28 protein-coding genes and 2 rRNA genes (1 of these 30 only partly in view) are annotated in these 25,720 nt (G+C 37.5%); 1 reads left to right on the top strand and 29 read right to left on the bottom strand.

Features of this window, described 5'->3' with window-relative positions; genetic code table 11:
* Window positions 1-67: 67 nt before the first annotated feature.
* The 17 genes from MHH95_RS04755 to metG form a co-directional block, all read right to left on the bottom strand.
* Window positions 68-295, bottom strand: coding sequence for an anti-sigma-F factor Fin (locus tag MHH95_RS04755; protein WP_191701723.1), 228 nt, complete (start codon window positions 293-295; stop codon window positions 68-70).
* A 60-nt stretch (window positions 296-355) separates the two neighbouring features.
* Window positions 356-919, bottom strand: coding sequence for an aminoacyl-tRNA hydrolase (gene pth / locus MHH95_RS04750; RefSeq protein WP_340726607.1), 564 nt, complete (start codon window positions 917-919; stop codon window positions 356-358).
* Between the two features lie 72 nt (window positions 920-991).
* Window positions 992-2,182, bottom strand: coding sequence for an MFS transporter (locus tag MHH95_RS04745; protein WP_340726606.1), 1,191 nt, complete (start codon window positions 2,180-2,182; stop codon window positions 992-994).
* 143 nt (window positions 2,183-2,325) lie between these two features.
* A complete protein-coding gene (locus MHH95_RS04740; protein ID WP_340726605.1) occupies window positions 2,326-2,979 on the bottom strand; it encodes a 50S ribosomal protein L25/general stress protein Ctc in 654 nt (217 codons plus the stop codon).
* Between the two features lie 163 nt (window positions 2,980-3,142).
* Window positions 3,143-4,102, bottom strand: coding sequence for a ribose-phosphate diphosphokinase (locus tag MHH95_RS04735; protein WP_191701727.1), 960 nt, complete (start codon window positions 4,100-4,102; stop codon window positions 3,143-3,145).
* Window positions 4,103-4,128: 26 nt separating this feature from the next.
* The gene (gene glmU / locus MHH95_RS04730) at window positions 4,129-5,499 is read right to left on the bottom strand and encodes a bifunctional UDP-N-acetylglucosamine diphosphorylase/glucosamine-1-phosphate N-acetyltransferase GlmU (protein WP_340726604.1); all 1,371 of its coding nucleotides are present in this window, start codon (window positions 5,497-5,499) and stop codon (window positions 4,129-4,131) included.
* A 233-nt stretch (window positions 5,500-5,732) separates the two neighbouring features.
* A complete protein-coding gene (gene spoVG, locus MHH95_RS04725; RefSeq protein ID WP_340726603.1) occupies window positions 5,733-6,032 on the bottom strand; it encodes a septation regulator SpoVG in 300 nt (99 codons plus the stop codon).
* A gap of 281 nt (window positions 6,033-6,313) precedes the next feature.
* Window positions 6,314-6,688 carry a RidA family protein gene (locus MHH95_RS04720; protein ID WP_191701730.1) on the bottom strand — a complete coding sequence of 125 codons (375 nt, stop codon included), beginning with the start codon at window positions 6,686-6,688 and terminating at the stop codon, window positions 6,314-6,316.
* A 1-nt stretch (window position 6,689) separates the two neighbouring features.
* A complete protein-coding gene (purR, locus tag MHH95_RS04715; protein WP_191701731.1) occupies window positions 6,690-7,517 on the bottom strand; it encodes a pur operon repressor in 828 nt (275 codons plus the stop codon).
* A 71-nt stretch (window positions 7,518-7,588) separates the two neighbouring features.
* A complete protein-coding gene (gene ispE, locus MHH95_RS04710) occupies window positions 7,589-8,455 on the bottom strand; it encodes a 4-(cytidine 5'-diphospho)-2-C-methyl-D-erythritol kinase (protein WP_191701732.1) in 867 nt (288 codons plus the stop codon).
* Window positions 8,456-8,642: 187 nt separating this feature from the next.
* Window positions 8,643-8,834, bottom strand: a complete 192-nt coding sequence (locus tag MHH95_RS04705; RefSeq protein WP_191701733.1) for a small, acid-soluble spore protein, alpha/beta type — start codon at window positions 8,832-8,834, stop codon at window positions 8,643-8,645.
* A gap of 109 nt (window positions 8,835-8,943) precedes the next feature.
* Window positions 8,944-9,201 (bottom strand): biofilm formation stimulator Veg, encoded by a 258-nt coding sequence (veg, locus tag MHH95_RS04700; RefSeq protein ID WP_191701734.1) that lies wholly within the window; start codon window positions 9,199-9,201, stop codon window positions 8,944-8,946.
* Between the two features lie 140 nt (window positions 9,202-9,341).
* A complete protein-coding gene (gene rsmA / locus MHH95_RS04695) occupies window positions 9,342-10,229 on the bottom strand; it encodes a 16S rRNA (adenine(1518)-N(6)/adenine(1519)-N(6))-dimethyltransferase RsmA (protein WP_340726601.1) in 888 nt (295 codons plus the stop codon).
* Window positions 10,222-10,785 (bottom strand): ribonuclease M5, encoded by a 564-nt coding sequence (gene rnmV, locus MHH95_RS04690; RefSeq protein ID WP_340726600.1) that lies wholly within the window; start codon window positions 10,783-10,785, stop codon window positions 10,222-10,224. Before rnmV ends, rsmA begins: the two co-directional genes overlap by 8 nt.
* Window positions 10,786-11,136: 351 nt before the next feature.
* A complete protein-coding gene (locus tag MHH95_RS04685) occupies window positions 11,137-12,336 on the bottom strand; it encodes a ubiquitin-like domain-containing protein (RefSeq protein ID WP_340726599.1) in 1,200 nt (399 codons plus the stop codon).
* A 234-nt stretch (window positions 12,337-12,570) separates the two neighbouring features.
* Window positions 12,571-13,344, bottom strand: a complete 774-nt coding sequence (locus MHH95_RS04680; RefSeq protein ID WP_340726598.1) for a TatD family hydrolase — start codon at window positions 13,342-13,344, stop codon at window positions 12,571-12,573.
* A gap of 242 nt (window positions 13,345-13,586) precedes the next feature.
* Window positions 13,587-15,548 carry a methionine--tRNA ligase gene (gene metG, locus MHH95_RS04675; RefSeq protein WP_340726597.1) on the bottom strand — a complete coding sequence of 654 codons (1,962 nt, stop codon included), beginning with the start codon at window positions 15,546-15,548 and terminating at the stop codon, window positions 13,587-13,589.
* 346 nt (window positions 15,549-15,894) lie between these two features.
* Between metG and MHH95_RS04670 the strand changes: the two genes are divergently transcribed.
* Complete coding sequence (locus MHH95_RS04670) at window positions 15,895-16,173, top strand: AbrB/MazE/SpoVT family DNA-binding domain-containing protein (protein ID WP_191701740.1); 279 nt, start codon at window positions 15,895-15,897, stop codon at window positions 16,171-16,173.
* A 103-nt stretch (window positions 16,174-16,276) separates the two neighbouring features.
* On the opposite strand, the gene rsmI is transcribed toward MHH95_RS04670, so the two are convergent.
* From rsmI to MHH95_RS04610, 12 genes are all read right to left on the bottom strand, one after another.
* The gene (gene rsmI, locus MHH95_RS04665; protein WP_340726596.1) at window positions 16,277-17,149 is read right to left on the bottom strand and encodes a 16S rRNA (cytidine(1402)-2'-O)-methyltransferase; all 873 of its coding nucleotides are present in this window, start codon (window positions 17,147-17,149) and stop codon (window positions 16,277-16,279) included.
* Window positions 17,130-17,408, bottom strand: a complete 279-nt coding sequence (locus MHH95_RS04660) for a GIY-YIG nuclease family protein (protein ID WP_191701742.1) — start codon at window positions 17,406-17,408, stop codon at window positions 17,130-17,132. The genes rsmI and MHH95_RS04660 overlap by 20 nt, the downstream gene beginning before the upstream one ends.
* Entirely contained in the window at window positions 17,392-18,141 is a 750-nt protein-coding gene (locus MHH95_RS04655) for a tRNA1(Val) (adenine(37)-N6)-methyltransferase (RefSeq protein WP_340726595.1), read from the bottom strand. The genes MHH95_RS04660 and MHH95_RS04655 overlap by 17 nt, the downstream gene beginning before the upstream one ends.
* Window positions 18,142-18,228: 87 nt before the next feature.
* The gene (yabA, locus tag MHH95_RS04650) at window positions 18,229-18,588 is read right to left on the bottom strand and encodes a DNA replication initiation control protein YabA (RefSeq protein WP_340726594.1); all 360 of its coding nucleotides are present in this window, start codon (window positions 18,586-18,588) and stop codon (window positions 18,229-18,231) included.
* Between the two features lie 23 nt (window positions 18,589-18,611).
* Window positions 18,612-19,427 carry a PSP1 domain-containing protein gene (locus tag MHH95_RS04645; RefSeq protein WP_191701745.1) on the bottom strand — a complete coding sequence of 272 codons (816 nt, stop codon included), beginning with the start codon at window positions 19,425-19,427 and terminating at the stop codon, window positions 18,612-18,614.
* The gene (gene holB, locus MHH95_RS04640) at window positions 19,420-20,424 is read right to left on the bottom strand and encodes a DNA polymerase III subunit delta' (protein WP_340726593.1); all 1,005 of its coding nucleotides are present in this window, start codon (window positions 20,422-20,424) and stop codon (window positions 19,420-19,422) included. The genes MHH95_RS04645 and holB overlap by 8 nt, the downstream gene beginning before the upstream one ends.
* Window positions 20,425-20,546: 122 nt before the next feature.
* Window positions 20,547-20,987 carry a YaaR family protein gene (locus MHH95_RS04635; protein WP_191701747.1) on the bottom strand — a complete coding sequence of 147 codons (441 nt, stop codon included), beginning with the start codon at window positions 20,985-20,987 and terminating at the stop codon, window positions 20,547-20,549.
* 132 nt (window positions 20,988-21,119) lie between these two features.
* The gene (locus MHH95_RS04630) at window positions 21,120-21,449 is read right to left on the bottom strand and encodes a cyclic-di-AMP receptor (RefSeq protein ID WP_191701748.1); all 330 of its coding nucleotides are present in this window, start codon (window positions 21,447-21,449) and stop codon (window positions 21,120-21,122) included.
* A gap of 69 nt (window positions 21,450-21,518) precedes the next feature.
* Window positions 21,519-22,148, bottom strand: a complete 630-nt coding sequence (gene tmk, locus MHH95_RS04625) for a dTMP kinase (RefSeq protein ID WP_340726592.1) — start codon at window positions 22,146-22,148, stop codon at window positions 21,519-21,521.
* Between the two features lie 19 nt (window positions 22,149-22,167).
* A complete protein-coding gene (locus tag MHH95_RS04620; protein WP_340726591.1) occupies window positions 22,168-23,589 on the bottom strand; it encodes an aminotransferase class I/II-fold pyridoxal phosphate-dependent enzyme in 1,422 nt (473 codons plus the stop codon).
* Window positions 23,590-23,891: 302 nt separating this feature from the next.
* Window positions 23,892-24,007, bottom strand: a 5S ribosomal RNA gene (gene rrf / locus MHH95_RS04615).
* A gap of 64 nt (window positions 24,008-24,071) precedes the next feature.
* A 23S ribosomal RNA gene (locus tag MHH95_RS04610) occupies window positions 24,072-25,720 on the bottom strand (it continues 1,280 nt past the right edge of the window).

The raw sequence follows: 25,720 nt of genomic DNA, 5'->3' as shown, positions 1-25,720 counted from the left end.
ATTTTAAGTAAGTGGATATAGAAACGGAAAAAGCCTTGGCGCACTGTATGCGACCAAAGCAACTCCTTTACTGTAACCATTTTTTAAGCGCATAATAATCTGGGAACTGACGCAAGGAATCTTCACAGTGCTCACAAATACTATGAATTGTCGTTTCTCCACGCTCGTTTTTTTCAAGATAATCATCTATTTCACCTATTTCAAATAAATGAAGTTTTTGAATTGTCTCTTCCGCCTCAAAAGGTAAAGTACCAATCTCTACCTTACAATGTCTACATAGGTAGCGTACAGGCATCTCCCATGGCCTCCTTTAAAACACTTATGTATGTTAAAGTATAGCCATCATTTAATTAATTTATGCGCCGTTGAATTTGTTCATCACTTCCAAAAATGGCTTTGTTAATGCTGTTTCAATTGCATCACAACTCTTATCAATAGCATCTTTTACTATAGGCTGATCATCTTTTGAAAACTTCGATAATACATAATCAGCCACTTTCATGCCTGCAGGAGGACGATTCACACCGACACGGATTCGATTAAATTCTTGTGTACCTAAATGCTGTATTAAAGATTTAATCCCATTATGACCACCAGCGCTTCCCTTGCTGCGTAATCTTAGTTTACCCGTTTCTAAATCTAAATCATCATAAATAACAATAATATCTTCAATTTCTATATCAAAATAATCCATTAAAGGTCTTACACTTTCTCCTGATAAATTCATATATGTTAATGGCTTCAATAAAATGACTTTTCCTTCAGGACGATGAACCGTTGCATACATGCCATTAAATTTTGTCTGGTTTAATGGTGCATTCCACCGATTTGCTAATTCATCAATCACATCAAAACCTATATTATGACGTGTATGTTCATATGGTTTCCCTGGATTCCCTAATCCAATAATTAATTTCACTAGTAATCGCATCCTTTTTCTCTAATCGCCTTTATTTTATCACACATTCTCTTAGAACGTATGCATCACCGATTAGTATGGCGCTAACGAACTATCTCTTTTTTTCCTCACCATATACAGCACGAAAAAGCCTACCGCTGCTAGAAAACGTACAACTGTCGATAAATACATTGCTACTTCCATCGTATATGCTTCGAGGAGCCAAATGCCGATTTGAGGGGAAGTAAATGCTATAGTGGCAAGTAACACATTATAAGTCGTAATACAATAAGTACGCACTTCCTGTGGTGAGTTTTCCAGCAATAAATTAAACAATATTAATACAGTTCCTGAAACGAATAACCCTGAAATCAATGACATTACTACTAAATAATAAAGGTTTGTCGATAAAACCATTAGTAAAGGTGCTGTCGACATGCCAAAGGCTACCCAGACGAATACATACATATTGCCATATTTTTGAGACCACTTCCGCCATAATGAAAAGGAGAATATTTGTGCCGACATATTCGCTACATTGAACATACTAATCCAAAAAATAGTTGCTCCTGCATAACGTACATTATAAATATTAAAAAGTCCCCATGCCATTTGCCAACCAAAGTTAAAAATAAGGGCAACAATTAAAAACAATACATACTTATTATTTTTAAAAATGGACCAATCCATCGCACGCTTCTTTTCCAAACTTAGTTCTCGTACAGGCTCATTGTGTTTTAATAAAAAATAGAGCTCTACAATCCCAACAACAAAAGTAAACATAAATAAGATTTGATAAGCTATTTGATTAGCCGTCATATCTTTCATAACAACGCCAATAGTGAGTGTGACAATTAAGCCTACAATTGTTAACAATCTGTTACGATCACTGAAAAACTGTGCCCTGCGTGTTTCCTCGATAATATTCCCGATAAAAGATTGCCACCCCATATTAGCCATCGTATTCGGTACACTCATCGCAGCAATTAATGCTAAAAGCAGCCATGAACCAAAGCTTCCAGGCACATAACTAACAAATGCAATTAGCAAAAATACAAAGCGCGCGGCTAATACAGAAAAAGCAACAAGCCTTTTTTGTTCAATAGACCGATTCAGTAAAATGGCGGCAGGTAATGTCATTAGTAATGTAATGAGTGGTGGTAAAGAACTAATTAACCCCACCTGATAATTTGTTGCACCGAGAATGGTCATAGCAAATATTGGAATATAGCTATTTGAAGTATTTTGTGCAACGGCAGAAGCCATTCCATGATAAATACTCATCTTTTCATTATGTGTTCTCATAAATCCCTCTGATTTTTCTTAATATTTACGCATCTTCATATTATTATACTGATTTTCTTTCGGATGTCGAAGCTTTTTTGAAGCAAAAAAAAAGCCACCCTATAGGGCGACTTTTTTAAATGCTAATCTTCTCTACCTGGTTTTTCAGGTGTTAATTTTTCTCCCGTTGCTTCAACATCATCGGCTGTAACATTTTCTGCATCTGCATTAACATCTTCAACTGGTGCCGCTGGTGGTGTTACCGTTGCTAATGTATAATCGTCATCTTGTACTATTGAAAATCCTGTAAACTGATCACGAACATTACCCACAGATAACGTATCACCAACTTCTAATCCGGATACATCAATTTCTACAGTATCTGGAATATCGCTTGGATTTACTTTCACTTTTAATGTATGATTCGGTTGAGTTAACACTCCACCTTCCTTCACACCAACTGAAGTTCCTATAAATGCTACAGGAACATCTACTTCAAGCTCTTCTTTCATATTGATAGCAAGGAAGTCAACGTGTTTTACAAGACCTTTAATTGCATCACGTTGGATATCAGTAAGTACTGCATTTACTCTTTTCCCGTCTACTTCAATTTTAAACACGCTTGCTGTACCATATGTTTGAACTACCTTTGCCGTTTCTCTATAATCTAACGAAATCGGCGTTGTATTTGTTTCGTAGCCATATAGCACACCTGCTAACTGACCATCTTTTCTAAGTTGGGTTAATGTCGAACGTTTCCCAGTATTGCGCTTTTTTGCTTTTAAAACTGCAGTCATATTCCATCGTCCCCCTTAAGTAGTTATACAATAGTTTATTTACCCTGCATTTGTAGAAATTAAACATATTAATAATCTGACTTTTTAAAAAATTAATAGTTATATCTCAATCAAAAAAGAAAAACAGCCCAGGGAATAATATCCCTGAGCTGTCCAAATTTTATTAATCAAATAATGTACTAACTGATTTATTTTCATAAACACGAGAGATTGCATCTGCCATTAATTTAGCAACAGATAATTGCTTAACTTTTGGAGAAATTTTATCTTCGCTTAATTGAATGGTATTTGTTACAACCAACTCTTTAATTGAAGAATTTTCAATACGCTCAATTGCTGGACCAGATAATACTGGGTGAGAACAGCAAGCATAAACTTCTTTTGCACCACTCTTAATTAATGCCTCTGCACCAATCGTAATTGTACCTGCCGTATCAATAATATCATCGATTAAAATACATACTTTACCTTCTACATTACCAACAATGTTCATAACTTCCGCTACATTCGGCTTTGGACGACGTTTATCAATAATGGCAATTGGAGCTTTTAAGCGCTCAGCCATTTTACGAGCACGTGTTACTCCACCATGGTCTGGAGAAACGATTACTAATTCCTCTTCTTTAAATCCTTTAGAACCGAAATGTTCAGCAAGTAGTGGTACTGCCACTAAATGGTCAATTAAAATATCGAAGAAACCTTGAATTTGAGGTGCGTGTAAATCTAATACGATTACACGAGTTGCACCGGCAGTCTCGAGAAGATTTGCTACTAATTTAGCAGTAATTGGTTCACGCGCTTTTGCTTTACGGTCTTGACGTGCATAGCCATAGTAAGGCATAACAACGTTTACCGTGCGAGCAGATGCACGTTTAACAGCATCAATCATAATTAAAAGTTCCATTAAATGTTCATTAACAGGAGCAGAAGTAGATTGAACGATAAATACATCCATTCCTCGAATACTTTCTTCAATGCTAATTTGGACTTCTCCATCACTGAAGTGTTTTACAGATGATTTCCCTAGTTCTACACCCATTTCATCAGCAATCTCTTTTGCAAGGGGATTGTTTGAATTTAATGAGAAGATTTTTAATTTTGAGTCAGCGTATTGATACGGCATGATGGCCTCCTGTATTTTAAATAATTTTATTTTGAATTTAATTTACTCATATAGCCTAGCTTATTTTCCTGACGAGCACGTGCAATCGCTAATGCATCTTCTGGAACTTCTTTTGTAATTGTTGAGCCAGCTGCAATAAATGACCCTTTTTTCAAAGTTACCGGGGCAACTAAATTTGAATTGCATCCAATAAATACATCGTCTTCAATAATTGTCTTATATTTATTTTTACCATCATAGTTCACAGTAATAGAACCACAACCAATATTTACATTGCTGCCTACTTCTGCATCACCAATATAACTTAAGTGGGACACTTTTGTATCATCACCTAGCGTGCTTTTCTTAACTTCCACAAAGTTACCAATTTTTACATGGTTTCCTAATGACGATTCCGGACGTAAATGCGCAAATGGACCAACTGCCGTTTCATCACCCACTTGGCTATTTAGCACAACTGAACTGTGAATCGTAGTTTTATTTCCAATTTGGCTATCAACGATGTGGCTGTTCGGACCAATTTTGCAGTCTTCCCCAATTACCGTTTTACCTTCAATAATTACACCAGGTAAAATAACAGAGTCACTGCCAATAATCGCATCTGCACTAATATGTGTAGTTGCCGGATTAATAATCGTTACACCATTTCTCATATGACGTTCATTAATACGAGCTCGCATTAACTCTTCAGCTTGAGACAGCGCAAAGCGATCATTAACACCCAGCGTTTCATCAAAGCTATCTGTCACATGTGCTGCAACAATTTCACCTTGCTTTTGAAGGATTTCAATGACATCCGGTAAATAGTATTCACCCTGTGCATTTTCATTTTTCACTTGCTTTAGGGCCTCAAATAACGCTTCATTATCAAAGCAGTAAGTACCTGTATTTATTTCTTTTACAAGCTGTTGCTCCTGTGTTGCATCTTTTTGCTCAACAATTTGAGAAACCTGACCATCTTCGTTACGTAAAATACGTCCGTAGCCGGTAGGGTTATCTGTAACCGCTGTCAAAATAGTAGCTTTTGCATTTTCTGAAGCATGGTGATCTAGTAATGCTTGCATTGTTTCAGGACGAATTAAAGGCGTATCTCCACATACTACAAGTGTAGTTCCAGTAAGTCCTTTTAAAATAGGCTCTGCTTGCTGAACAGCGTGTGCAGTACCAAGTTGCTCTGCTTGTAAAACATACTCACTTTTATTTCCAAGTGTTTCTTGAACAAGCTCTGCACCATGTCCTACAACAGTCACGACGCGTTCAACATCGAGAGAACCAATATGGTCGATTACATGTTCTACCATTGGTTTTCCACATACTGGGTGAAGCACTTTATATAATTTGGACTTCATTCGTGTACCTTGACCAGCAGCCAAGACAACTGCATAAATATTTGTCATATTACAAGTCCTCCATTTTCAGCTCATTTTCTCTTATGACTATATAGTAAATTCACAATCTTTTCAAGGTATTCAGACTTGACAAAAGTTTGAAATCACATATTTAAATGCGATTAAAATATATAATTATTATGGCTTTTTCGACATTATTCCCTTTTTTTCTGTTATAGAACATTTTTATCAAAAAAATAAAAAAAGAGCCTCCTCAAATGAGTGACCCCTTAGTTTTATTATTAAACATTTGCTTCTTCCAATTCCATAGCATCGCCCTGATTTTCATCAGCCGAAGCATGGAATGCCTCTAAAACGATGTCCTGGATTTTATTACGTGTATTCGAATTGATTGGGTGTGCGATATCCCGGAATTCACCATCTGGTGTTCTTTTACTTGGCATCGCTACAAATAAACCAGTATTTCCATCAATTACACGAATATCATGAATAACAAATTCATCATCTAGTGTAATTGATGCAATTGCGCGCATACGTCCATCTGTTTGAACACGTCGTAATCTTACGTCTGTTATTTCCATTATGAATTCTCCCCCTATACTTAGGTGCTTCATTTTGTAATACTGAAAAAAAGGGAATTTCTTCTCTTCCATTCATTTAATCACTTAAATTGCACCTTTTATCATAGAATACAATAGAATGTAATTTTTTTCTATCTACAATTTTTATAATTGTTAAAATAAACAAAATATTCTGCGTTTTATTTATTATTTTGTAATAATTCAACGAAAAAATCTATAATAACATTTATAAAATAGAAAAACCTACACCCTTTTCTATAGTAAAGGTGTAGGCTGTATTATTATTTAACTAACGCTATAACTTCAATTTCAACTTGTACATCTTTCGGAAGCCGCGCAACTTCTACTGCCGACCGTGCTGGTTTATGATCGCCAAAATGACTTGCATACACTTCATTCATTGCAGCAAAATCATTCATGTCTTTCATAAATACTGTTGTTTTTACAACCTGATTTAAAGACGAACCTGCAGCAGCCAAAACTGCCTTTAAGTTTTCAAATACTTGATGTGTCTGTACTTCAATATCGCCTTCTACTAGTTCCCCTGATGCTGTAAGTGGGATTTGACCTGAAGAGTAAAACATATTATTTACGACGATCCCTTGTGCATATGGTCCGATTGCTGCAGGTGCATTTGTTGTTGATACTGTTTTCATACTAATTTCTCCCCTTTTGAAAAAAATTACCTTCACTTAATGCAATAGTGCGATCTTTCTCATTTACTTCTTGTAGCTTTACTAATGAATAATAGTCTCCTACTAGTGTTTCATCTGCATGTTCTGCTTCGACTAAGACAGCAATACCTGCAAGTTCACAATCAAATTCTTCTAGTAAGTTTTTCATTCCATTCATCGTACCTCCGACTTTCATAAAATCATCGGTAATTAATACGCGCTGGCCGCTTTTCATACTACGCTTAGATAAAACCATCGTTTGAATACGACGGGAAGATCCTGATACATAATTTATACTTACAGTTGAACCCTCTGTTACTTTGCTGTCACGACGGACTACGACTACAGGCACATTTAAATGTCTTGCAATCGCATGGGCAATTGAAATACCCTTTGTTGCAACTGTCATGATGACATCAATTTTTTGGTCACCAAATGCACTCGCAAATACTTTCCCTACACGATTCATCAACTCAGGATTTCCCAATAAATCCGTCATAAACAAATACCCACCAGGAAGTAGACGATCTGATTGGCTTAATTCAGCAATTAATTCCCTAGTAATTTGACGAACTTCATGTTCCGCCATTCTAGGAATATATTTAACACCACCTGCTGCGCCAGGTACGGTTGTCAATAACCCGATTCCTTTTTCTTCAAATGTTTCCTTTACAATTGTTAAATCTTCACTAATCGAAGACTTTGCAGAACTGTAAAGCTCAGAAAAATAAGTTAGCGGGATCAACTGATGTGGATGCTCAAGTAAATAATAAGTCATATCTACAAGGCGTTCACTACGCTTCCATTTCATGCGACCCTCTCCTAAACATTAATAATTAAAATACGAATATTTAATAGTCAAATTACCATAATTATACGTATTTATGCAAGTGGATTACGTTCCCCTAACATACGAACTACATATACTTCCTCACAAAAACCTCTTAATCCATTGTAAATGCGACTAACACGTGCTTCATTTTCGACTAGGCCAAACACTGTCGGACCACTGCCACTCATCAGTACGGCATCAGCACCAAAGCGTTGCATCTGCTCTTTAATCGTAATTACTTCTGGATGTAATTTAAATGTTACAGTTTCCAAAACATTTCCAAGCGACTGGCACATTAATTCATAATCATCCGTCTCAATAGCTTTTATCATTTGTTTTGTATTTGGATGATTTAAACCTTCAATATTTAATCCACCATATACATCTGCAGTAGAAACGCCAATTTTCGGCTTTGCTAATACAACCCAACAAGTTGGGGGTGCTGTTAGTTCCTGAATTTTTTCTCCGCGCCCAGTTGCTAGGGCCGTACCACCGTATACACAGAACGATACATCGGAACCAATTTTCGAACCTAGTTCAGCTAGCTCGTCTAAAGATAAATTTAAATTCCAAAGCTCATTTAAACCGCGCAACGTAGCAGCTGCATCGCTACTTCCGCCAGCTAAACCTGCCGCAATTGGAATTTGTTTTTCAATTGAAATGTCGACGCCTTCTTTAATATCGTATGTACTTTTAATTAGCTCAGCCGCTTGATAAGCGAAATTACGTTGGTCATCCGGCACAAAATTATCGGCCGAGATAATTTTAATTTGTCCGTCTTTACGCGTCTCGAGTCCAATCCGGTCAGCTAAATCAACCGTAGTCATAACCATCTCTACTTCATGATAATTATCTGGACGCTTATAAAGCACATCGAGTGTTAAATTAATTTTAGCGGGTGCTTTTACATACAACATTGAAAATTCCTCCTACTAGATAAGGCACGCAATTTTAATTACGTAATCAATTTATTAATATACCTATTTTAACATACGACGTGCTTGAGCAATGTACTAAAGTAGATACTTTTTACGCATATTTCAACTTATAAAAAGAACACCCTCGCAAGGATTACCTTGCTTAAGGGTGTCACTTTTCGTCAACTTACTTTTGGTTGTTCTGCGAGTTCTGTTTGGCTAAGTTATTCTCGGCCATTTCAATTGCACGCTTTACCATGTTTCCTGCATCACGGGATTTAATACCGCCCCAACCCTCACGTTCCACTACGTCATAAAATCCAAGTTCTTTTGCAATCTCTTCCTTTAGACGGCTAGACATGATTTTTTGTTTCGCCATGCAAAAAACCTCCCTTTTCGTTGACGCACTTAGCATGTGTAAAAAATAAAAAAACACTCATATAAAATGAGCGCTTTTTTAAAAAATATTAAAATAAGTACTAGAAAAACTATTTGATGGTAGCAACAGCATCATCTAAAAAAGTAATCTCTACTGCTTCAGTAAGTATATCTGTGTAACTGTAAGAGACGCGTTTATTCGCATTATCCTCTTGCTTTAGTTCGATAACGAACACTGCGTGATAAGTATCACTTAAGACACCCTCACATTCAATCGTTTTCTTGCGGCCTCCATTTGCTTTTAATTGCAAACGTTTACCCAAGTGACTATCTAATGATTTTTTAATGTCTGCTAACGTTTTTGGCATTTTTGCATACACCTCACTATAAACCAGTTTAACACAGTGTATTTTAAATGTCAATAAAATATAATATTTTATCACCGCTATTCGAAGCCGTCAACTTTTTTCTGAAGTTTTTCTGAAGTTTTTTCAACTCTACATTCACATTATTGTCGAACACAAAAGGCTGGATGTAAGCAATCTGATAATTTTCCAAATTCTTGAATACTCAACGTTTCGCCACGGCGACTTGGATCAATCCCCGCTTCTGCTAGAGCTTGAATAATGAGCTCTTTATTTTGTTTCCCATTTACAAGTCCGTTTTGTAAATTATTTAAAATCGTTTTGCGACGTTGTGCAAACGATGCACGAGAAACTTCGAATAAAAAGTCTTCATCAATGACTTTAACTGGCGGTGTTTCATGTTTTATAAGTCGAATAACCGCAGAATCTACATTAGGCTGTGGCATGAATACCGTCTTCGGTACAATCATGGCAATTTCTGCAGTTACGTAATATTGAATTGCAATGGATAATGAACCATACGCTTTCGTACCTGGTTTTGCGGTAATACGGTCCGCTACTTCCTTCTGCATCATGACCACAAAGCCACGAATAGGTAAACGATCATTCAAAAGTTTCATTAAAATTGGTGTTGTAACGTAATAAGGTAAATTTGCTACAACCATTATATCTTCAATGCCCGGCATTTCCTCAGCAATTACTTGTTCTACATCTGCTTTTAAAATGTCTGAATGAACAATTTTTACATTATTATAAGGGCTGAGCGTATCTTCCAATACTGGCAACAGTCGTTGGTCAATCTCAAACGATACAACCTTCTTGGCTTCCCGCGCTAAATGCTCTGTTAATGCACCAATACCAGGACCGACTTCAATCGCCCCACTATTTTCTGTTAAATTCGCATGGCTAACAATGTTTCGTAAAATATTGGGATCTATTAAAAAGTTCTGTCCTAAACTTTTTTTAAATGAAAATCCGTACTTCTCTAAAATTTCCTTAGTACGTACCGGTGTGGCAATGTCTTTATACATGCATATCCTCCTGATCTAATTGCAAAATGGCTTCTGCGAATTGCTCGATTGAAATCTGAAACATCATTAATCGTTTATGCAATTGCTTCCCGTTTGTCATTCCTATATTTAAAATTTCCCCTAACTGTTCACGTCGCTTTTTCGATTGGGGGTGACCTATCAGTTTGGCTATCATTAAATCTTCCAATGTAATTTTCTCATCAATTTGTGATTCAGCTAATGTATATACATTACTTAATGCTTCACGAATATCTTCATCACTCGCATGCTCAACCCCTAAACCTTTGCCGTTTTTTGCAATGGTTTTTGCCTTTGCTAAAAATGCATGTTTTACTCCGGGGATACGCTCTTCAATAATGGCACGAATTCGGCGTCCAGGGTAATCCGGGTCAGTAAAAACGATGACGCCTCGTTTCTTTTGCGCATGTGCAATTCTACGTAATACTTCATCCGAAATTGCTGAGCCATTTGTTTCAATTGTATCTGCACCTGTCGCACGCTTAATTGCAGTTGTATCATCTTTTCCTTCGACAACAATAATCTCTTGAATATCCAAGAAATGTTCCTCTTTTCTAACATAGTCTTTCGCTATTTTACCATAGAATGCGTTTTGTTACTTCTGTACTTACTATTTGAGCTAAAGCACATATCCCCCGTACAACTCTGAATCCTACATTTGATTATTTCCAATACAGCGAAAAAAGCTTCCTCGCTATCAGTCAAAAAGCGAGAAAGCTACTATACATTTTGGAATAATATTTTATAGAATATACTTTATCTCTACTAATCCAAACCCCTATATTGAAAATTACTGTAAAACTTCCAAAAAGCCAAGAGCTGTGGCGACTAACAGATGATAAGAATATTCTTTAACAAACACATTTCTATTTGTTTAATTTACGGGATATTATTTTAATACTTTAAGACGTACTTTTTTACGTCCCCAGTTATATGCCTCAGATTTTGTTGGTACTAAAACGTCAATCTTATTACCTTTAATAGCTCCACCTGTATCTGCAGCTACCGCGTTACCATAGCCCTCAACCCAAACTTTTGTGCCTAATGGGATAATACGAGGATCCACCGCAATAACCTTCATATCTGGATTTGCGCGCAGGTTAAGACCAGCTGCTGATATACCTGAGCAGCCTGTGCAGTGTGGTGTATATGCAGTTGCTTCAACATAAAACTCTTTTCCTGACTTCGGTTCACTAGAACGTGATACTTTTGCAGTTACAACTTTTGTACCTACTGATAAAACCTTTGTTTTCGGTTGGTCAATTATTTTTTCAGAAGCTACCTTTTTAGATACAACTTTACCGTTTTCTTTCACGATATTATACGTACGCTCGACTTTACCTTTTTTACCTTCTGTTACAACTTTCTCTTTACCCTTCAATAACGAAGAATCGTTTTTTCTTTCAATTGGGAAATCTACTGATTCCTCCACTACATCGGTAACCTTTTCTACGCGAACAACTGCGATTTTATCATTCGGAGTGATAACGTCCTCCAAATTTTTATCGACACGATCCGATTCACCTAGTTGAATCTCTTGTTGTTTTAAAAAGTTAGCGACCGTAGTCGAAGTGGACCATACTTGTCTCTCTTTTGTGCCATCGACAAGCGTTAACTGAAACGCCTTTTGAATATCGATTTTGTTATCGGCTCCTACTTCTGTATCTAAGCTTTGTGATACAAGATCCTGCTCTGTTACTTCAATATTTGCTTCTTCCAAAATGTTCTTCACTACTTTTTCAGTTGTCCAAACTTTTGACTGATTTCCATCAACTGAAATTACTATTTCTTTTGCCTGTTCCCATTCGATTGACATTCCACTATCAATCTTGGTGCTCAGTGAGGGTGATACTTTATCATAATTAGTTAAATCTATATTTTGAGCTGTAAGTAGCTCATCAACCGTAGTTGCGTGTGTGTATAATTTTGATGTCTCACCGTTTGCAATAAGCGTAACGGGAGTTTTCGTTCCATGATAAAGAACGAATGCAATTACAGATACAAACAGGACTACCGATAAAACCCGAATTCCTGTTTGCTTACTCCTCAATGATCCTAAGAACTGGCTTTTCATGGATTGATTTGACATGAAAATAACGCCTCCTTAATACAAAGTTGGATTATACGCGACTACTTTTCGTACTGTCAATAGAAATGAATTTTTGTAAAATTGGGTGTTTTATTTAAACTCGTGACACAACTAGTATTGGAGACGTATTAAAACTTTAATCAATTCCAAATAAAAAATAATCCAAATAAGTATTCCATCAATTTGATAAATATTTTTTTGGATTATTTATTTTGCAATTTTACTTCATGGTTATTAATCAATTTTAAAAAAGCGCTTTGCATTTTCAGTCGTTTTTAAGGCAACTTCTTCCACTGGTAATTCCTTAAGTCGTGCAATTTCCTCCGCGACTAAAGTAACGTACGCAGGTTCGTTTCGTTTCCCTCTGTAAGGATGAGGTGCTAAATACGGAGCATCTGTTTCTATTAATAGGTGTTCCAATGGTATTTCAGTGGCTACTTCTTTTGGCTGACGCGCATTTTTAAATGTTACAGGTCCTCCTAAACTAATCATAAAGTTCATGTCTATGCATTCACGGGCAGTTTCAACACTCCCACCAAAACAATGCATAATACCACCCACAGCTGCTGCATCTTCTTCATGTAAAATGCGAACAACATCTCCTGTTGCATCACGGTTATGAATAATAATTGGCAAATTAAGTTTTTTTGCTAGTTGGATTTGCTTTCGGAACCAGTACTGTTGGATATCTTTCGGTGATTTATCCCAATAATAATCCAGTCCTGTTTCACCAATCCCAACTACTTTAGGATGTTTTGCAAGTTGTTCAATCCAATTTAAGTATTCATCTGTACAATCTATTGCATCTACTGGATGCCAACCAATCACGGCATAAATAAAATCAAACTCTTCTATAAGTTGCATCGCTCGTTCTATTGTTTTTTTATCAAAGCCGATAACAACCATTTTTTCTATTTTTGCAGCAATTGCTCGGTCAATTACCTCATGTAAATCTTCCTCATACTGATCTGCGTTTAAATGGACATGTGTATCGATATATGTGCTCATCATCATTTCTCCTATCGTGTATTGTACTCAGTGAACATATTTCTTAGTTTTCAGTATTATTACATTCAAATTACAAAAATAAAACCCCTTGTTATATTACCTGTTCAAAAATAGTAATTATAATTCCAAATAACTATAGAATTAACTATTTCTCTCAACAAAATATTATATCAATATACTTTATAGCGGATTAAAATACAAAAGCCTGTTGAACATCATTCGTCCAACAGACTCCATTTAAATCACTTCACTTGTGCACCGTTTGCCAATTTAGGATCGACAGTTGCCAATGTTAATATGCCATCGTGCGAGCCCGCTAAAATCATACCTTGAGATAATTCTCCACGCAATGTAACCGGTTTTAAATTTGCTACTACAATTACTTTTTTACCAACTAATTCTTCTGGTTTATAATGCTCAGCAATACCTGAAACAACTTGACGTTGCTCATAACCTAAGTCCACTTGTAACTTTAACAGCTTCTTCGCTTTTGCAACCGGTTCACAAGCTAATACTGTCGCAACTCTTAAATCAATTTTCATGAAATCGTCTATTGAAATTTCTTCTGTATTAGGTGCTTCTACACTTGTAGATTCTTCTTGTTCTGTTGTTTTTACAGAGCCTTGCATTTGTTCACGAATATAGGCCACTTCAATTTCCGCATCTAAACGTGGGAAAATTGGTGTTCCTTTTTCTACCACTTTAATGTTTCCTGGAATAACATTGCCGAATGTTTCAATTGTGTCCCATGCTAATAATTTATCATCTAGTCCTAATTGCTCCATAATTTGCTTTGGTGCATTTGTCATAAACGGTTGAATCAGCACTGCAATATGACGTAAACTTTCTGCTAAATTATTCATTACAGCAGCTAACTTATTTCTATCCGCCTCGTCTTTTGCCAATACCCAAGGAGATGTTTCATCAATATACTTATTTGTACGTGATACAAGTGACCAAATCTCCGAAAGTACGACACTAAATTGCATTTTTTCCATACTTTCTTCATATCTAATACGTACACTTTCAGCATGTGATTTTAAAGCTGCATCAAATTCCGTTTCCTGTAAGTTTTCAGTAGGAATTTCTCCATCAAAATACTTGTTCATCATTGAAACAGTTCGATTTAAAAGATTTCCTAAGTCATTTGCTAAATCAAAGTTTGTACGTTCCACAAATGATTCTGGTGAGAAGACACCATCTTGACCAAATGGCAATTCACGTAATAAGAAATAGCGTGTCGCATCTAGACCATATCGCTCGATTAACATTTCTGGATAGACAACGTTTCCTTTAGATTTCGACATCTTGCCATCCTTCATCATAATGAAACCGTGTGCAAAAATCTTTTTCGGTAAAGGCAACTCCAAGGCCATTAGGAAGATCGGCCAATAAATCGTATGGAATCGCACGATATCTTTACCTACTACATGGACATCGGCTGGCCAGTATTTATTGAACAACTCTTCATTGTCAGAACCATACCCTAATGAAGTAATGTAGTTCGATAAAGCATCTACCCAAACATAAATAACATGTTTCGGATTTCCTGGTACTTTAATACCCCAGTCGAATGATGTTCGAGAAACCGATAAATCTTCCAATCCCGGTTTAATGAAGTTATTAATCATTTCATTTTTTCGAGATTCAGGTTCTATAAATTCTAAATTATCCTCATAATAAGCAAGTAATCGATCTGCATACTTTTTCATATTAAAGAAGTAAGATTCTTCATTTACCTTTTGAACACCCCGACCACAATCCGGGCACTTTCCGTCCATTAATTGCGTCTCAGTATAGTAAGATTCACAAGGCACACAATATAACCCTTCGTATTCACCTATATAAATATCGCCATTATCCAAAAACTTTTGGAAAATCTTTTCGACTGCATCAACATGGCGCTTTTCAGTAGTTTGAATAAAGTCATTATAGGAAATATCCATAGTATCCCATAATTTCTTTGCACTCTCTGCAATTTCGTTTACGTAATCTTGTGGGTGCATACCAGACTCTTGCGCTTTTTCCTGTATTTTTTGACCGTGTTCGTCCATACCTGTTAAAAAGCGTACATCAAAACCTTTTAAACGCTTATACCGCGCTATTGCATCTGATGCAACCGTTGTATAGGCGGTACCGATGTGAAACTTACCGCTTGGATAATAAATTGGGGTTGTTATATAAAATGTTTGTTGTTCACTCACGAAAGTGCCTCCATTTGTTTGTTAAGTATAATCTTTATTCTAACCAAGTACGAAACTTGTTTCAATGAAAGTTTATCGGAATCCCAACATGTCGAAAAATCAACACACAAAATTGGGAATTTCTTAAAGCTTTTTGACTATTGCAAAAAATTTTTGGTAAATATTTTTCATATCTGCACATTATAGTACAAATATGACAAAAAAGTTTCTCAAACGAAGAAATTATGAATGCTAATTAATTGACGTTTATGGTATTAGTTGGTATGATTCTAAATAGACAAGGTAAATGTCGAATTTTGACGAAATTTAAATAAGTTAATTAAGAATATAGGAGGAAATATTAATTATGAAATCAACAGGTATCGTACGTAAAGTAGACGAATTAGGTCGTGTGGTAATTCCAATTGAATTGCGCCGTACATTAGGTATTGCAGAAAAGGATGCTTTAGAAATCTACGTAGACGACGACAAAATTATCTTAAAAAAATATATGCCTAACATGACATGTGCAGTAACTGGTGAAGTTTCTGATGAAAACATGCGCTTAGTAGGCGGTAAATTAATCTTGTCTTCTGAAGGTGCAGAAGCATTAATGAAAGAAATCCAATCAAACCTAAAAAAGTAAGTGAATAAAAATTTTCTAAGTAAATGATACTTTTCTAATATAAAGTATTATTTTACCAAACGAAAAAAGCATTGAAAAGTAAGATGACTTTTCAATGCTTTTTTTATTGATGATATGCTTGATATACATCGCGTTTAGGTAAATTGCGTAATTTAGCTACTTCTTTAATTGCTTCTTTTGAAGAAACTTTCGTTTCCTCTATTATATAAAAGACATGTTCTTCTAAAGACATGTTTGTCCAATAGCTTTCTTCCTCATCTTCTATTTCATCAGCAGTGTTACCTTCCAAAACAATACAAAATTCCCCTCGAATTTCATTTTCGCTTGCCCACACTATCGCTTCCTCTATAGTCCCACGTAAAAACTCTTCAAATTTCTTTGTTAGTTCACGTGCCAATGTAATTTGACGATTTCCTAAAACAAGCTGTAAATCTTTCAAAGTTTCCTTTAAACGATGAGGTGCTTCATAAAAAATTAGCGTTTCTTGTCGTTTCGATAATTTATCCAGTTGCTCTCGACGTTCCTTTTTATTCCGTTTTAAAAAACCAAAGAAATAAAAGGGCTGAGGGGATAAGCCTGATGCAATCAAGGCGGTCAATGCTGCATTTGCCCCTGGGATAGGTACGACAGCAAAATCTTCGGCAATTGCTTTCACTACAATATCTGCACCAGGATCTGAAATGCACGGTAGACCCGCATCACTTACTAATGCGATGGATTTCCCTTCACGCAAATAGCCCAATAACTTCTCCCCACCTACTTCTATATTATGCTCATGATAACTGATAAGCGGTGTTTGTATATCATAGTAATTACATAGCTTTTTCGTATTTCGCGTATCTTCTGCAGCAATAATATCCACTTCTTTTAGAATTCGTAATGCTCGCATAGTCATATCTTCTAAATTGCCAATTGGTGTGGCTACTAAGTACAGGCAGCTTCCTTGCTCATGTTGACTACTTTTCTGTGATTTCATCTGAAGCCCTCCTAATATAATCAATTTTTTGAGAACGTTTAAGTTGTTTGAATGCATATTCAGCCGACATCGCTTGTTCCTTTGTTGTAAAGGTTTCATAGTAAATACATTTTACAGGACCTCGTGCGCGCGTATATTTAGCACCTTTACCTGCATTATGGGCAGCAATACGCTTCTCTAGATTGTTTGTATAACCTGCATAGAATGATGTATCTTTGCACTCTAACACATAAAAATAATGTTTATTTTCCTTCTCCATATAAAAGTGCCCTCACTTCTGCCGTATATTCGTTATCATCCTTATATACGTATAATGGAGGAAGAATTTTCAAATCAGGCTTACCATCTTTTATCGCTTCGATTAATAGCGTATTGGCTTCTTTCCCATGTTTCGGATAGACAAATTGAATTCGCTTCGGCTCTAAACGATTTGCCCGCATTGCTGTCACAATATCCAAAAGTCTACCTGGTCTGTGCACAAAAGCCGCCTTGCCACCTTGCTTTAATAAACGGCTTGCCGCTTCTACTGCCTCGTCTAGTGTTAAATGGATTTCATGCCTCGCAATCGCATAATGTTCACTCGTATTTTTTTCACTTAGTTCGTGTGCTAAAAAATACGGCGGATTACATGTAACTACATCGTATTTTTCGATTCCCAATGTTTGTGGTGTTTCCTTTACATCTCCCAATTGCATATCTATTTGATGTGATAAATCATTATAGGCAATGCTGCGAGTTGCCATGTCATGTAATCTAGGTTGCAGTTCTACTCCTGTAATCTTTGCCTTTGTTCGAGCACTCAAAAATAGCGGAATTACTCCATTTCCCGAACAAAGGTCAATTATATGACCTTTACTTTTTGGGATTTGCACAAAGCGTGCTAATAATACTGCATCTAATGAAAACGAAAAGACTGATGGACTTTGAATAATTCTTAAATCTTCAGCAAGCAAATAGTCCAGTCGTTCATCATTCTTTAACCATTGTTCCAAATCACAATCCTCCACATAACTACTATTTATAAATTCTTACCTAAACAAAAGACTGATATCTACTTTTGCAGATTCAGCCTTTTTTTTTTAACCATTTTGTTTATTTAAAAATGATAGACAGAACAAACAATCTTCACTTTTACGCGAGCTACCAAAATGCACATGGCATACGTGGAAACCTTCGTTATAAAGCCTTGCTAAATTATCGTAACCTTCGCCAATATCTACGGGTTCCTTTTTTATCTCTTCAACTTGTTTACTTGCAATCGCTTCATTCGCCAATAGTTCCTCTAAACGCGTACGTAGGTGAAGGTTTTCTGTTTGAAGCGTCTGATGCTCCTCCATCATATGCGCAACAAATTGCTTAAGTGCGCTAAATTGTTGTTGCATTGATTCAAGCTGTTGTTCGAACTCCATAACAGTATCTAAAAAATTACGGTCCTTCACTCAAGCCACCCCATTAATTCTATCTATATCAGATTTTTCTCATACTGCATGAGCTCTTCAAGCGTATATTCAACCATACGCTCCTGCTTCGTTAAATATACTTGAATAAGTCGCTCTAATACATTTAATCCGATGACTTTGCCTTCTCCTTCTGGTGTCATAGATAGATCACCAATGTCGGGCATACCTTCTTTTGCAATTTCATAATCATCATTTTCATATTTTAAGCAGCACATTAAACGTCCGCATAGCCCGGAAATTTTTGTCGGATTTAATGATAAATTTTGATCCTTTGCCATTTTAATTGACACTGGCTCAAAATCTCCTAAAAATGTCGAACAACAAAGCATTCTTCCACAAGGACCTATTCCGCCAAGTAATTTGGCTTCATCACGAACACCTATTTGGCGAAGTTCAATACGTGTACGGAAAACACTAGCTAAATCTTTTACTAGTTCTCGGAAATCTACACGTCCCTCTGCTGTAAAATAAAAAATAATTTTATTACGATCAAATGTATATTCTACGTCCACGAGCTTCATTTCTAACGAATGTTCAATTATTTTCGTATTCGCTAAATCAAAAGCCCGCTTTGACTCAAATGTATTTTCTTCTACTTGAAAACGATCACGCTCATCTGCAGGTCGAACAACTTGCTTTAATGGTAAAACAACGTCATTTTCCCCGACTTGTCGCATGGGCACTACTACCTTGCCATATTCAATTCCGCGTGCAGTTTCTACGATGACATATTCTCCAACATCCAAAATATATGCTGCTGGATCAAAATAATATATTTTACCCGCTTTTTTAAAGCGAACTCCGACTACATTATACAAATGTATACCCCTCCTGAAGATTCAGCATAAGCTGTTCCATCAATAACGTACGATTCATATTACGATTTAAGTTTGTTCGGGCTTGTAATATTGCCTGCATTTGACTCGATAACTTTTCATACGTCAATACTAAAGCCATCTCATTAAATCGTTGATACATATCGGGATACGTAGACACAGCTTGTTGATTTGCTTTAATCGCAACAATATCACGATACGCAAATAACAATAAATCCAGTGCCCGCTCCATTTCTTCTTTCTCTTTAAATAATGGAAGCCATTCTTCATGAAGGAATAATAAAGCTTCATGAATATTTTGATGAACAATCTCTACTAATTTTAACACTGTTTTCCGTGCAAGTACAAACTGCTCATCATTTGCTAGTGCAAAAGCTGTATCAATATCATTCGTTACCATACTTGTTGTCGATGCCATAGATTTTGTAAGCCCTTGTTCTATGAGCTGCTCCATTAAATTAATACGGGGAGCTTTTGCAAATTTAATTTGCTGACAACGTGAACGAATTGTAGGAATAATAGATTGAATTTGCTCTGTTAATAAAATTGCCACAACTTGTCCATCTGGCTCTTCTAAAAACTTTAAAAGCATATTGGCAGAGGCAATATTTAATTTGTCTGCATGATGCAGAACATAAATTTTCTTCCCTTCCTCTACACCTGTCATTTTCACTTCAGCAACTAATTCCCGTATTTGATCAATTTTAATAAATTGACCATCTGGCTCTATTTGCCAAATATTCGGATGATTTCCCGAATCAATACGTCTGCAATTTCGACATGTTTCACATGGAACATTTTTTGACAAATTTCCGCAAAGGAGAAGTTTCATAAAAAAAGAGACGACATCTCGTTTGCCCGTACCTTTTTCACCTTCAAAAATATAGGCATGTGCTAAACGATTTTTTTCTACAATGGTTTGTAATTGCTTCATTACTACGGGCTGCAGCTTCGTAAGCTCTTCAATAGTTCGTGTCATTTCCTTCACCTTTTCATTTACTGCTTCTTTTTATTTGAATGGTCCTATGTACAATTCAAACAATTTATCTTCTGCTTGGAAAAAAGCCCGTGTCTAGTGCACAACAAAGACACGGGCATATTTTACATATACAGATTTATTAATAGTCCTTTAATTTCGCCAATTTTCGATAATAGCTCAATGGACTCTTTTTCTTCATTTAAAATATCTTCGGTTAATTCGACAAGTCGCTCATCAATTGTTTCGACAATTTTCAGGCGACGTCCTTCACCAAAGCGATTCCATGTATGGGATTGCTTCATTTCAAGACCATAATCAACGGCTTCTTGTAAAAAGCGTTTAATAAGCATTTTAAAACGTGCCAATTCCCTCAAATTTCGAGAACGGGCTACACGATCACCAGCTGTTGATATATCGCCTAAAAGTCTCGTGAGTTGCTCTGATTGCATTTTTGAACCTTGTTTTACAACCATATCTCCAAAACGATTACCATTTTGGTTTGCTGGACGTAAATCATTACGATTTGCATTCAAATTTACCCGGAGATCCTGATTAATTTTCATTTATCATTCGCCTCCAAAAAGTCAATTATGCCTCGGCATAATTGCATCCGAAATCCGCTTTGCCCTCGAAAGAACATGCTGAATTCGTATATCTACCAGAGGCCTTAATATCTTTCATTCTGTTGAAAGATATTAAAAATGATGGAATTGTTCGATTGGCAATACAAATACAATCGCTCCACCAACTTCAACTTCTACAGGGTACGGGATGTAGGAATCAGCATTCCCTCCCATTGGTGAAACAGGAGCGACCATTTGCTCGCGTGAACGACAGTTTTCACGAATAATTTCTAACAACTTTGGAATTAATGAATCATCCGTACCTATTAAAAATGTCGTATTTCCCGACCGTAAAAAACCACCTGTACTCGCTAATTTTGTTGCCCGATAGTTGTTTTTCGTTAATGCATTGGATAAACGGTTACTATCTTGATCCTGTACTACTGCTACTACTAACTTCATCCGTACTCACCCCTTCATTGAATTGGTTCCTCTATTATATCATAAATAAAAGGTACACTTCATTTACTTTTACCCTAATAACGGATTTAAAATCATCCATACATCCTCAATCACTTGCTCTAACTCCTGATCTGCATTAATAATTTTAAAGCGTTCCGGATAACGTCTCATGGCCTCTTCGTAGCCTTCATATACTTTTTCATGGAAGGTTAAACTCTCTACATCTAATCGGTTTAATTCATCCGTACGGGTTGTATGAATACGAGCTAAACCTTTTTCAGGAGATATATTAAAGAATATAGTCACATCTGGAAGGCGTTTTCCTATGGCAAATTCATTAATAGCCAATACTTCATTAACACCGATTTCACGTGCATAGCCCTGATACGCTAATGACGAATCGATGAATCGGTCACATAGTACATGTTTCCCTTTATCTAAAGCAGGTACTATTTTTTCATAAAAATGCTGTGCACGTGCTGCTGCATATAGTAATGCTTCTGTCCGTTCATGCATTTCAGTATGTGATGGATCTAAAATAACAGCACGGATTTTTTCTGCTATTTCAATCCCACCTGGTTCACGTGTTAATAAAGCATCAATCTGTCTTTCTTTGAGACGGTCACCTATTGCTTTTAACACACTCGTTTTACCTGCCCCTTCTCCGCCTTCAAATGTAATAAATAAATTCCTTTGCATTTTTATATTCTCCCTGCATCTATTTTATGACTTGTATTAATTTCTCTTGTAGACGGTGCTCCCCTTGGAACACTGCTCCAATCGCAAGAAGCTCTTCCAATTGACTCAGTTTTGCGACTGTGATTTTCTCACCTGGTACAAATAACGGTATACCGGGTGGATATGGAATTATTGTTGAAGCGGCCACTCGTCCGATTGCTCTCATATACGGGAGCCACTCTTTCTCAGCCCGTTCAATTTCGTCAAAGCTATACTCCGCTTTTATAATAGGTGTCATTTCAAAATTAGCCTGATTATCATACTCTTTCTTTCCTGGTAAGTCCTTCAAATGAATAAGTGCTTCTTTCATTCGGATTCGTAAATCAGCAAATGAATAACTATCTCCCTGCTTTAACAATGGCAAAATAATCAGTACTTGTTTCGCATCAGCCAACTCTACATAAACCTGTTCTTTTTCTAATGCTTCTTTTAATTGGAAGCCTGAATAGCCAGGTGCTCGAATTAATAATTTTAACGTATCATCGACTTCTACTACTTGCAATTCTGTCGATGATGTTAAAGATTCAATAAATCGCTGACGTTTATCCATTAAATAGGAATAGTCAATATCCGTATAATTTGCAACATAGCTTCTCGCATCATCGAGTGAAGCTAACAATAAATAGGACGGACTACTTGATTGTAACATACGTAAATAATGGTTTACCCTTTGTTCGCTTATTAGCGATGTTTTCATATGTAAAAAAGAGGCCATCGTCATTGCCGGCAATGTTTTATGAGCAGACTGTACAACAATGTCTGCACCGGCATCTAAAGCGGATTGTGGCAGTTTTTCTGTCACTTTCAAATGAGCTCCATGTGCTTCATCCACTAATACAGGAATATTGTAAGAGTGGCAAAGGTCAATTTGCTCCACTAAATCACTAGCTGTTACCCCATAATAAGTTGGATATGTAAAAATGGCTGCTTTTGCATATGGATAGCTCGCTAATGCAGAACTCAGTGTATTCAATTCAATACAGCCAGGAGTTTGACTTTCAGTATGCCATTTAGGAGCAATATATACTGGGTTTACCCCAACTAGTTCAAGAGCATGAAAAATAGATTTATGCGCATTACGTTGGACAAGGACCGTATCCCCTCTTTGACATGTTGCATAAATCATCGCCAAGTTACCAACTGTAGAACCGTTAACTAAAAAGAAACTGCGGTCTGCTCCATATGTAGAAGCAAGTAACTGTTCTGCTTGTAAAATAATTGTTTCTGGATGATGGAAGTCATCTAAGCCTGTCAACTCGGTTACATCGTATGTTAATGCGCGCTTAACCACACTTGGTAAATTTGAAAGCAACCCATTTTTATGTCCAGGCACATGAAGGGATTGCGGTTCATTCGCTACAAATTCTTTTAATGCTTGAACAATTGGTCGGTTGTTTTTCACCGTCGTCACCTCATTTATTATAGTCCTTCTATTATAAGACGATTATGCAAATAAAAAAACTAGCCAACAACCCTCATTAGCTAGTGAAATATCTCAGTGAATTTTCACTTTCACTACTGCGAAAGACAATCCCAACAGATTGCGCAGATTATTAAATAACTCCGATATTTTAGTTTAACTTTGACAATAATTAAAGTCCTTCATATTTAATATTCTTTTTTAACTACTTTTTTTTGAAAATTAATTTGTACTAACTTATTAAACAACAAAAAAACCACTGAAAATTCAGTGGTTTTGCGTGTGCGAAGCGACGTCCTACTCTCACAGGGGGAAGCCCCCAACTACCATCGGCGCTAAAGAGCTTAACTTCCGTGTTCGGTATGGGAACGGGTGTGACCTCTTTGCCATCATCACTTCACTATTGAAAGAATTTCATTCTTTCAAAACTGGATAAACGGTTCATTGAATTTGTGCAATAAAATGTGGTTAAGTCCTCGACCGATTAGTATTCGTCAGCTACATGCGTCACCGCACTTCCACCTCGAACCTATCTACCTGATCGTCTTTCAGGGGTCTTACTTACTTGCGTAATGGGAAATCTCATCTTGAGGGGGGCTTCATGCTTAGATGCTTTCAGCACTTATCCCGTCCACACATAGCTACCCAGCGATGCCTTTGGCAAGACAACTGGTACACCAGCGGTGTGTCCATCCCGGTCCTCTCGTACTAAGGACAGCTCCTCTCAAATTTCCTACGCCCACGACGGATAGGGACCGAACTGTCTCACGACGTTCTGAACCCAGCTCGCGTACCGCTTTAATGGGCGAACAGCCCAACCCTTGGGACCGACTACAGCCCCAGGATGCGATGAGCCGACATCGAGGTGCCAAACCTCCCCGTCGATGTGGACTCTTGGGGGAGATAAGCCTGTTATCCCCGGGGTAGCTTTTATCCGTTGAGCGATGGCCCTTCCATGCGGAACCACCGGATCACTAAGCCCGTCTTTCGACCCTGCTCGACTTGTAGGTCTCGCAGTCAAGCTCCCTTATGCCTTTACACTCTTCGAATGATTTCCAACCATTCTGAGGGAACCTTTGGGCGCCTCCGTTACTCTTTAGGAGGCGACCGCCCCAGTCAAACTGTCCGCCTGACACTGTCTCCTACCCCGCTAAGGGGCATGGGTTAGAAGTTCAATACAACCAGGGTAGTATCCCACCGACGCCTCCTCCGAAGCTGGCGCTCCGGGATCTCTGGCTCCTACCTATCCTGTACAAGTTGTACCAAAATTCAATATCAGGCTACAGTAAAGCTCCACGGGGTCTTTCCGTCCTGTCGCGGGTAACCTGCATCTTCACAGGTACTATAATTTCACCGAGTCTCTCGTTGAGACAGTGCCCAGATCGTTACGCCTTTCGTGCGGGTCGGAACTTACCCGACAAGGAATTTCGCTACCTTAGGACCGTTATAGTTACGGCCGCCGTTTACTGGGGCTTCAATTCACAGCTTCGCTTGCGCTAACCGCTCCTCTTAACCTTCCAGCACCGGGCAGGCGTCAGCCCCTATACGTCACCTTACGGTTTTGCAGAGACCTGTGTTTTTGCTAAACAGTCGCCTGGGCCTATTCACTGCGGCTTCTCTAGGCTATGCACCCAAAGAAGCACCCCTTCTCCCGAAGTTACGGGGTCATTTTGCCGAGTTCCTTAACGAGAGTTCTCTCGCACACCTTAGGATTCTCTCCTCGACTACCTGTGTCGGTTTGCGGTACGGGCACCTCTCACCTCGATAGAGGCTTTTCTTGGCAGTGTGAAATCAGGAACTTCGCTCATAAGAGCTCGTCATCACAGCTCAACGTTATAGTATGCGGATTTGCCTACATACACGCCTTACTGCTTGAACACGCGCAACCAACGGCGTGCTTACCCTATCCTACTGCGTCCCCCCATTTCTCAAACGGTGAGGAGGTGGTACAGGAATATCAACCTGTTGTCCATCGCCTACGCCTATCGGCCTCGGCTTAGGTCCCGACTAACCCTGAGCGGACGAGCCTTCCTCAGGAAACCTTAGTCATACGGTGCATGGGATTCTCACCCATGTTTCGCTACTCATACCGGCATTCTCACTTCTAATCGCT

Origin of the sequence: Solibacillus sp. FSL K6-4121, assembly GCF_038002585.1 — a bacterium.
GTDB lineage: Bacteria > Bacillota > Bacilli > Bacillales_A > Planococcaceae > Solibacillus > Solibacillus faecavium.
Note: the sequence above shows the minus strand (reverse complement) of the source record. Positions and strands in the feature narration are given on the sequence as shown.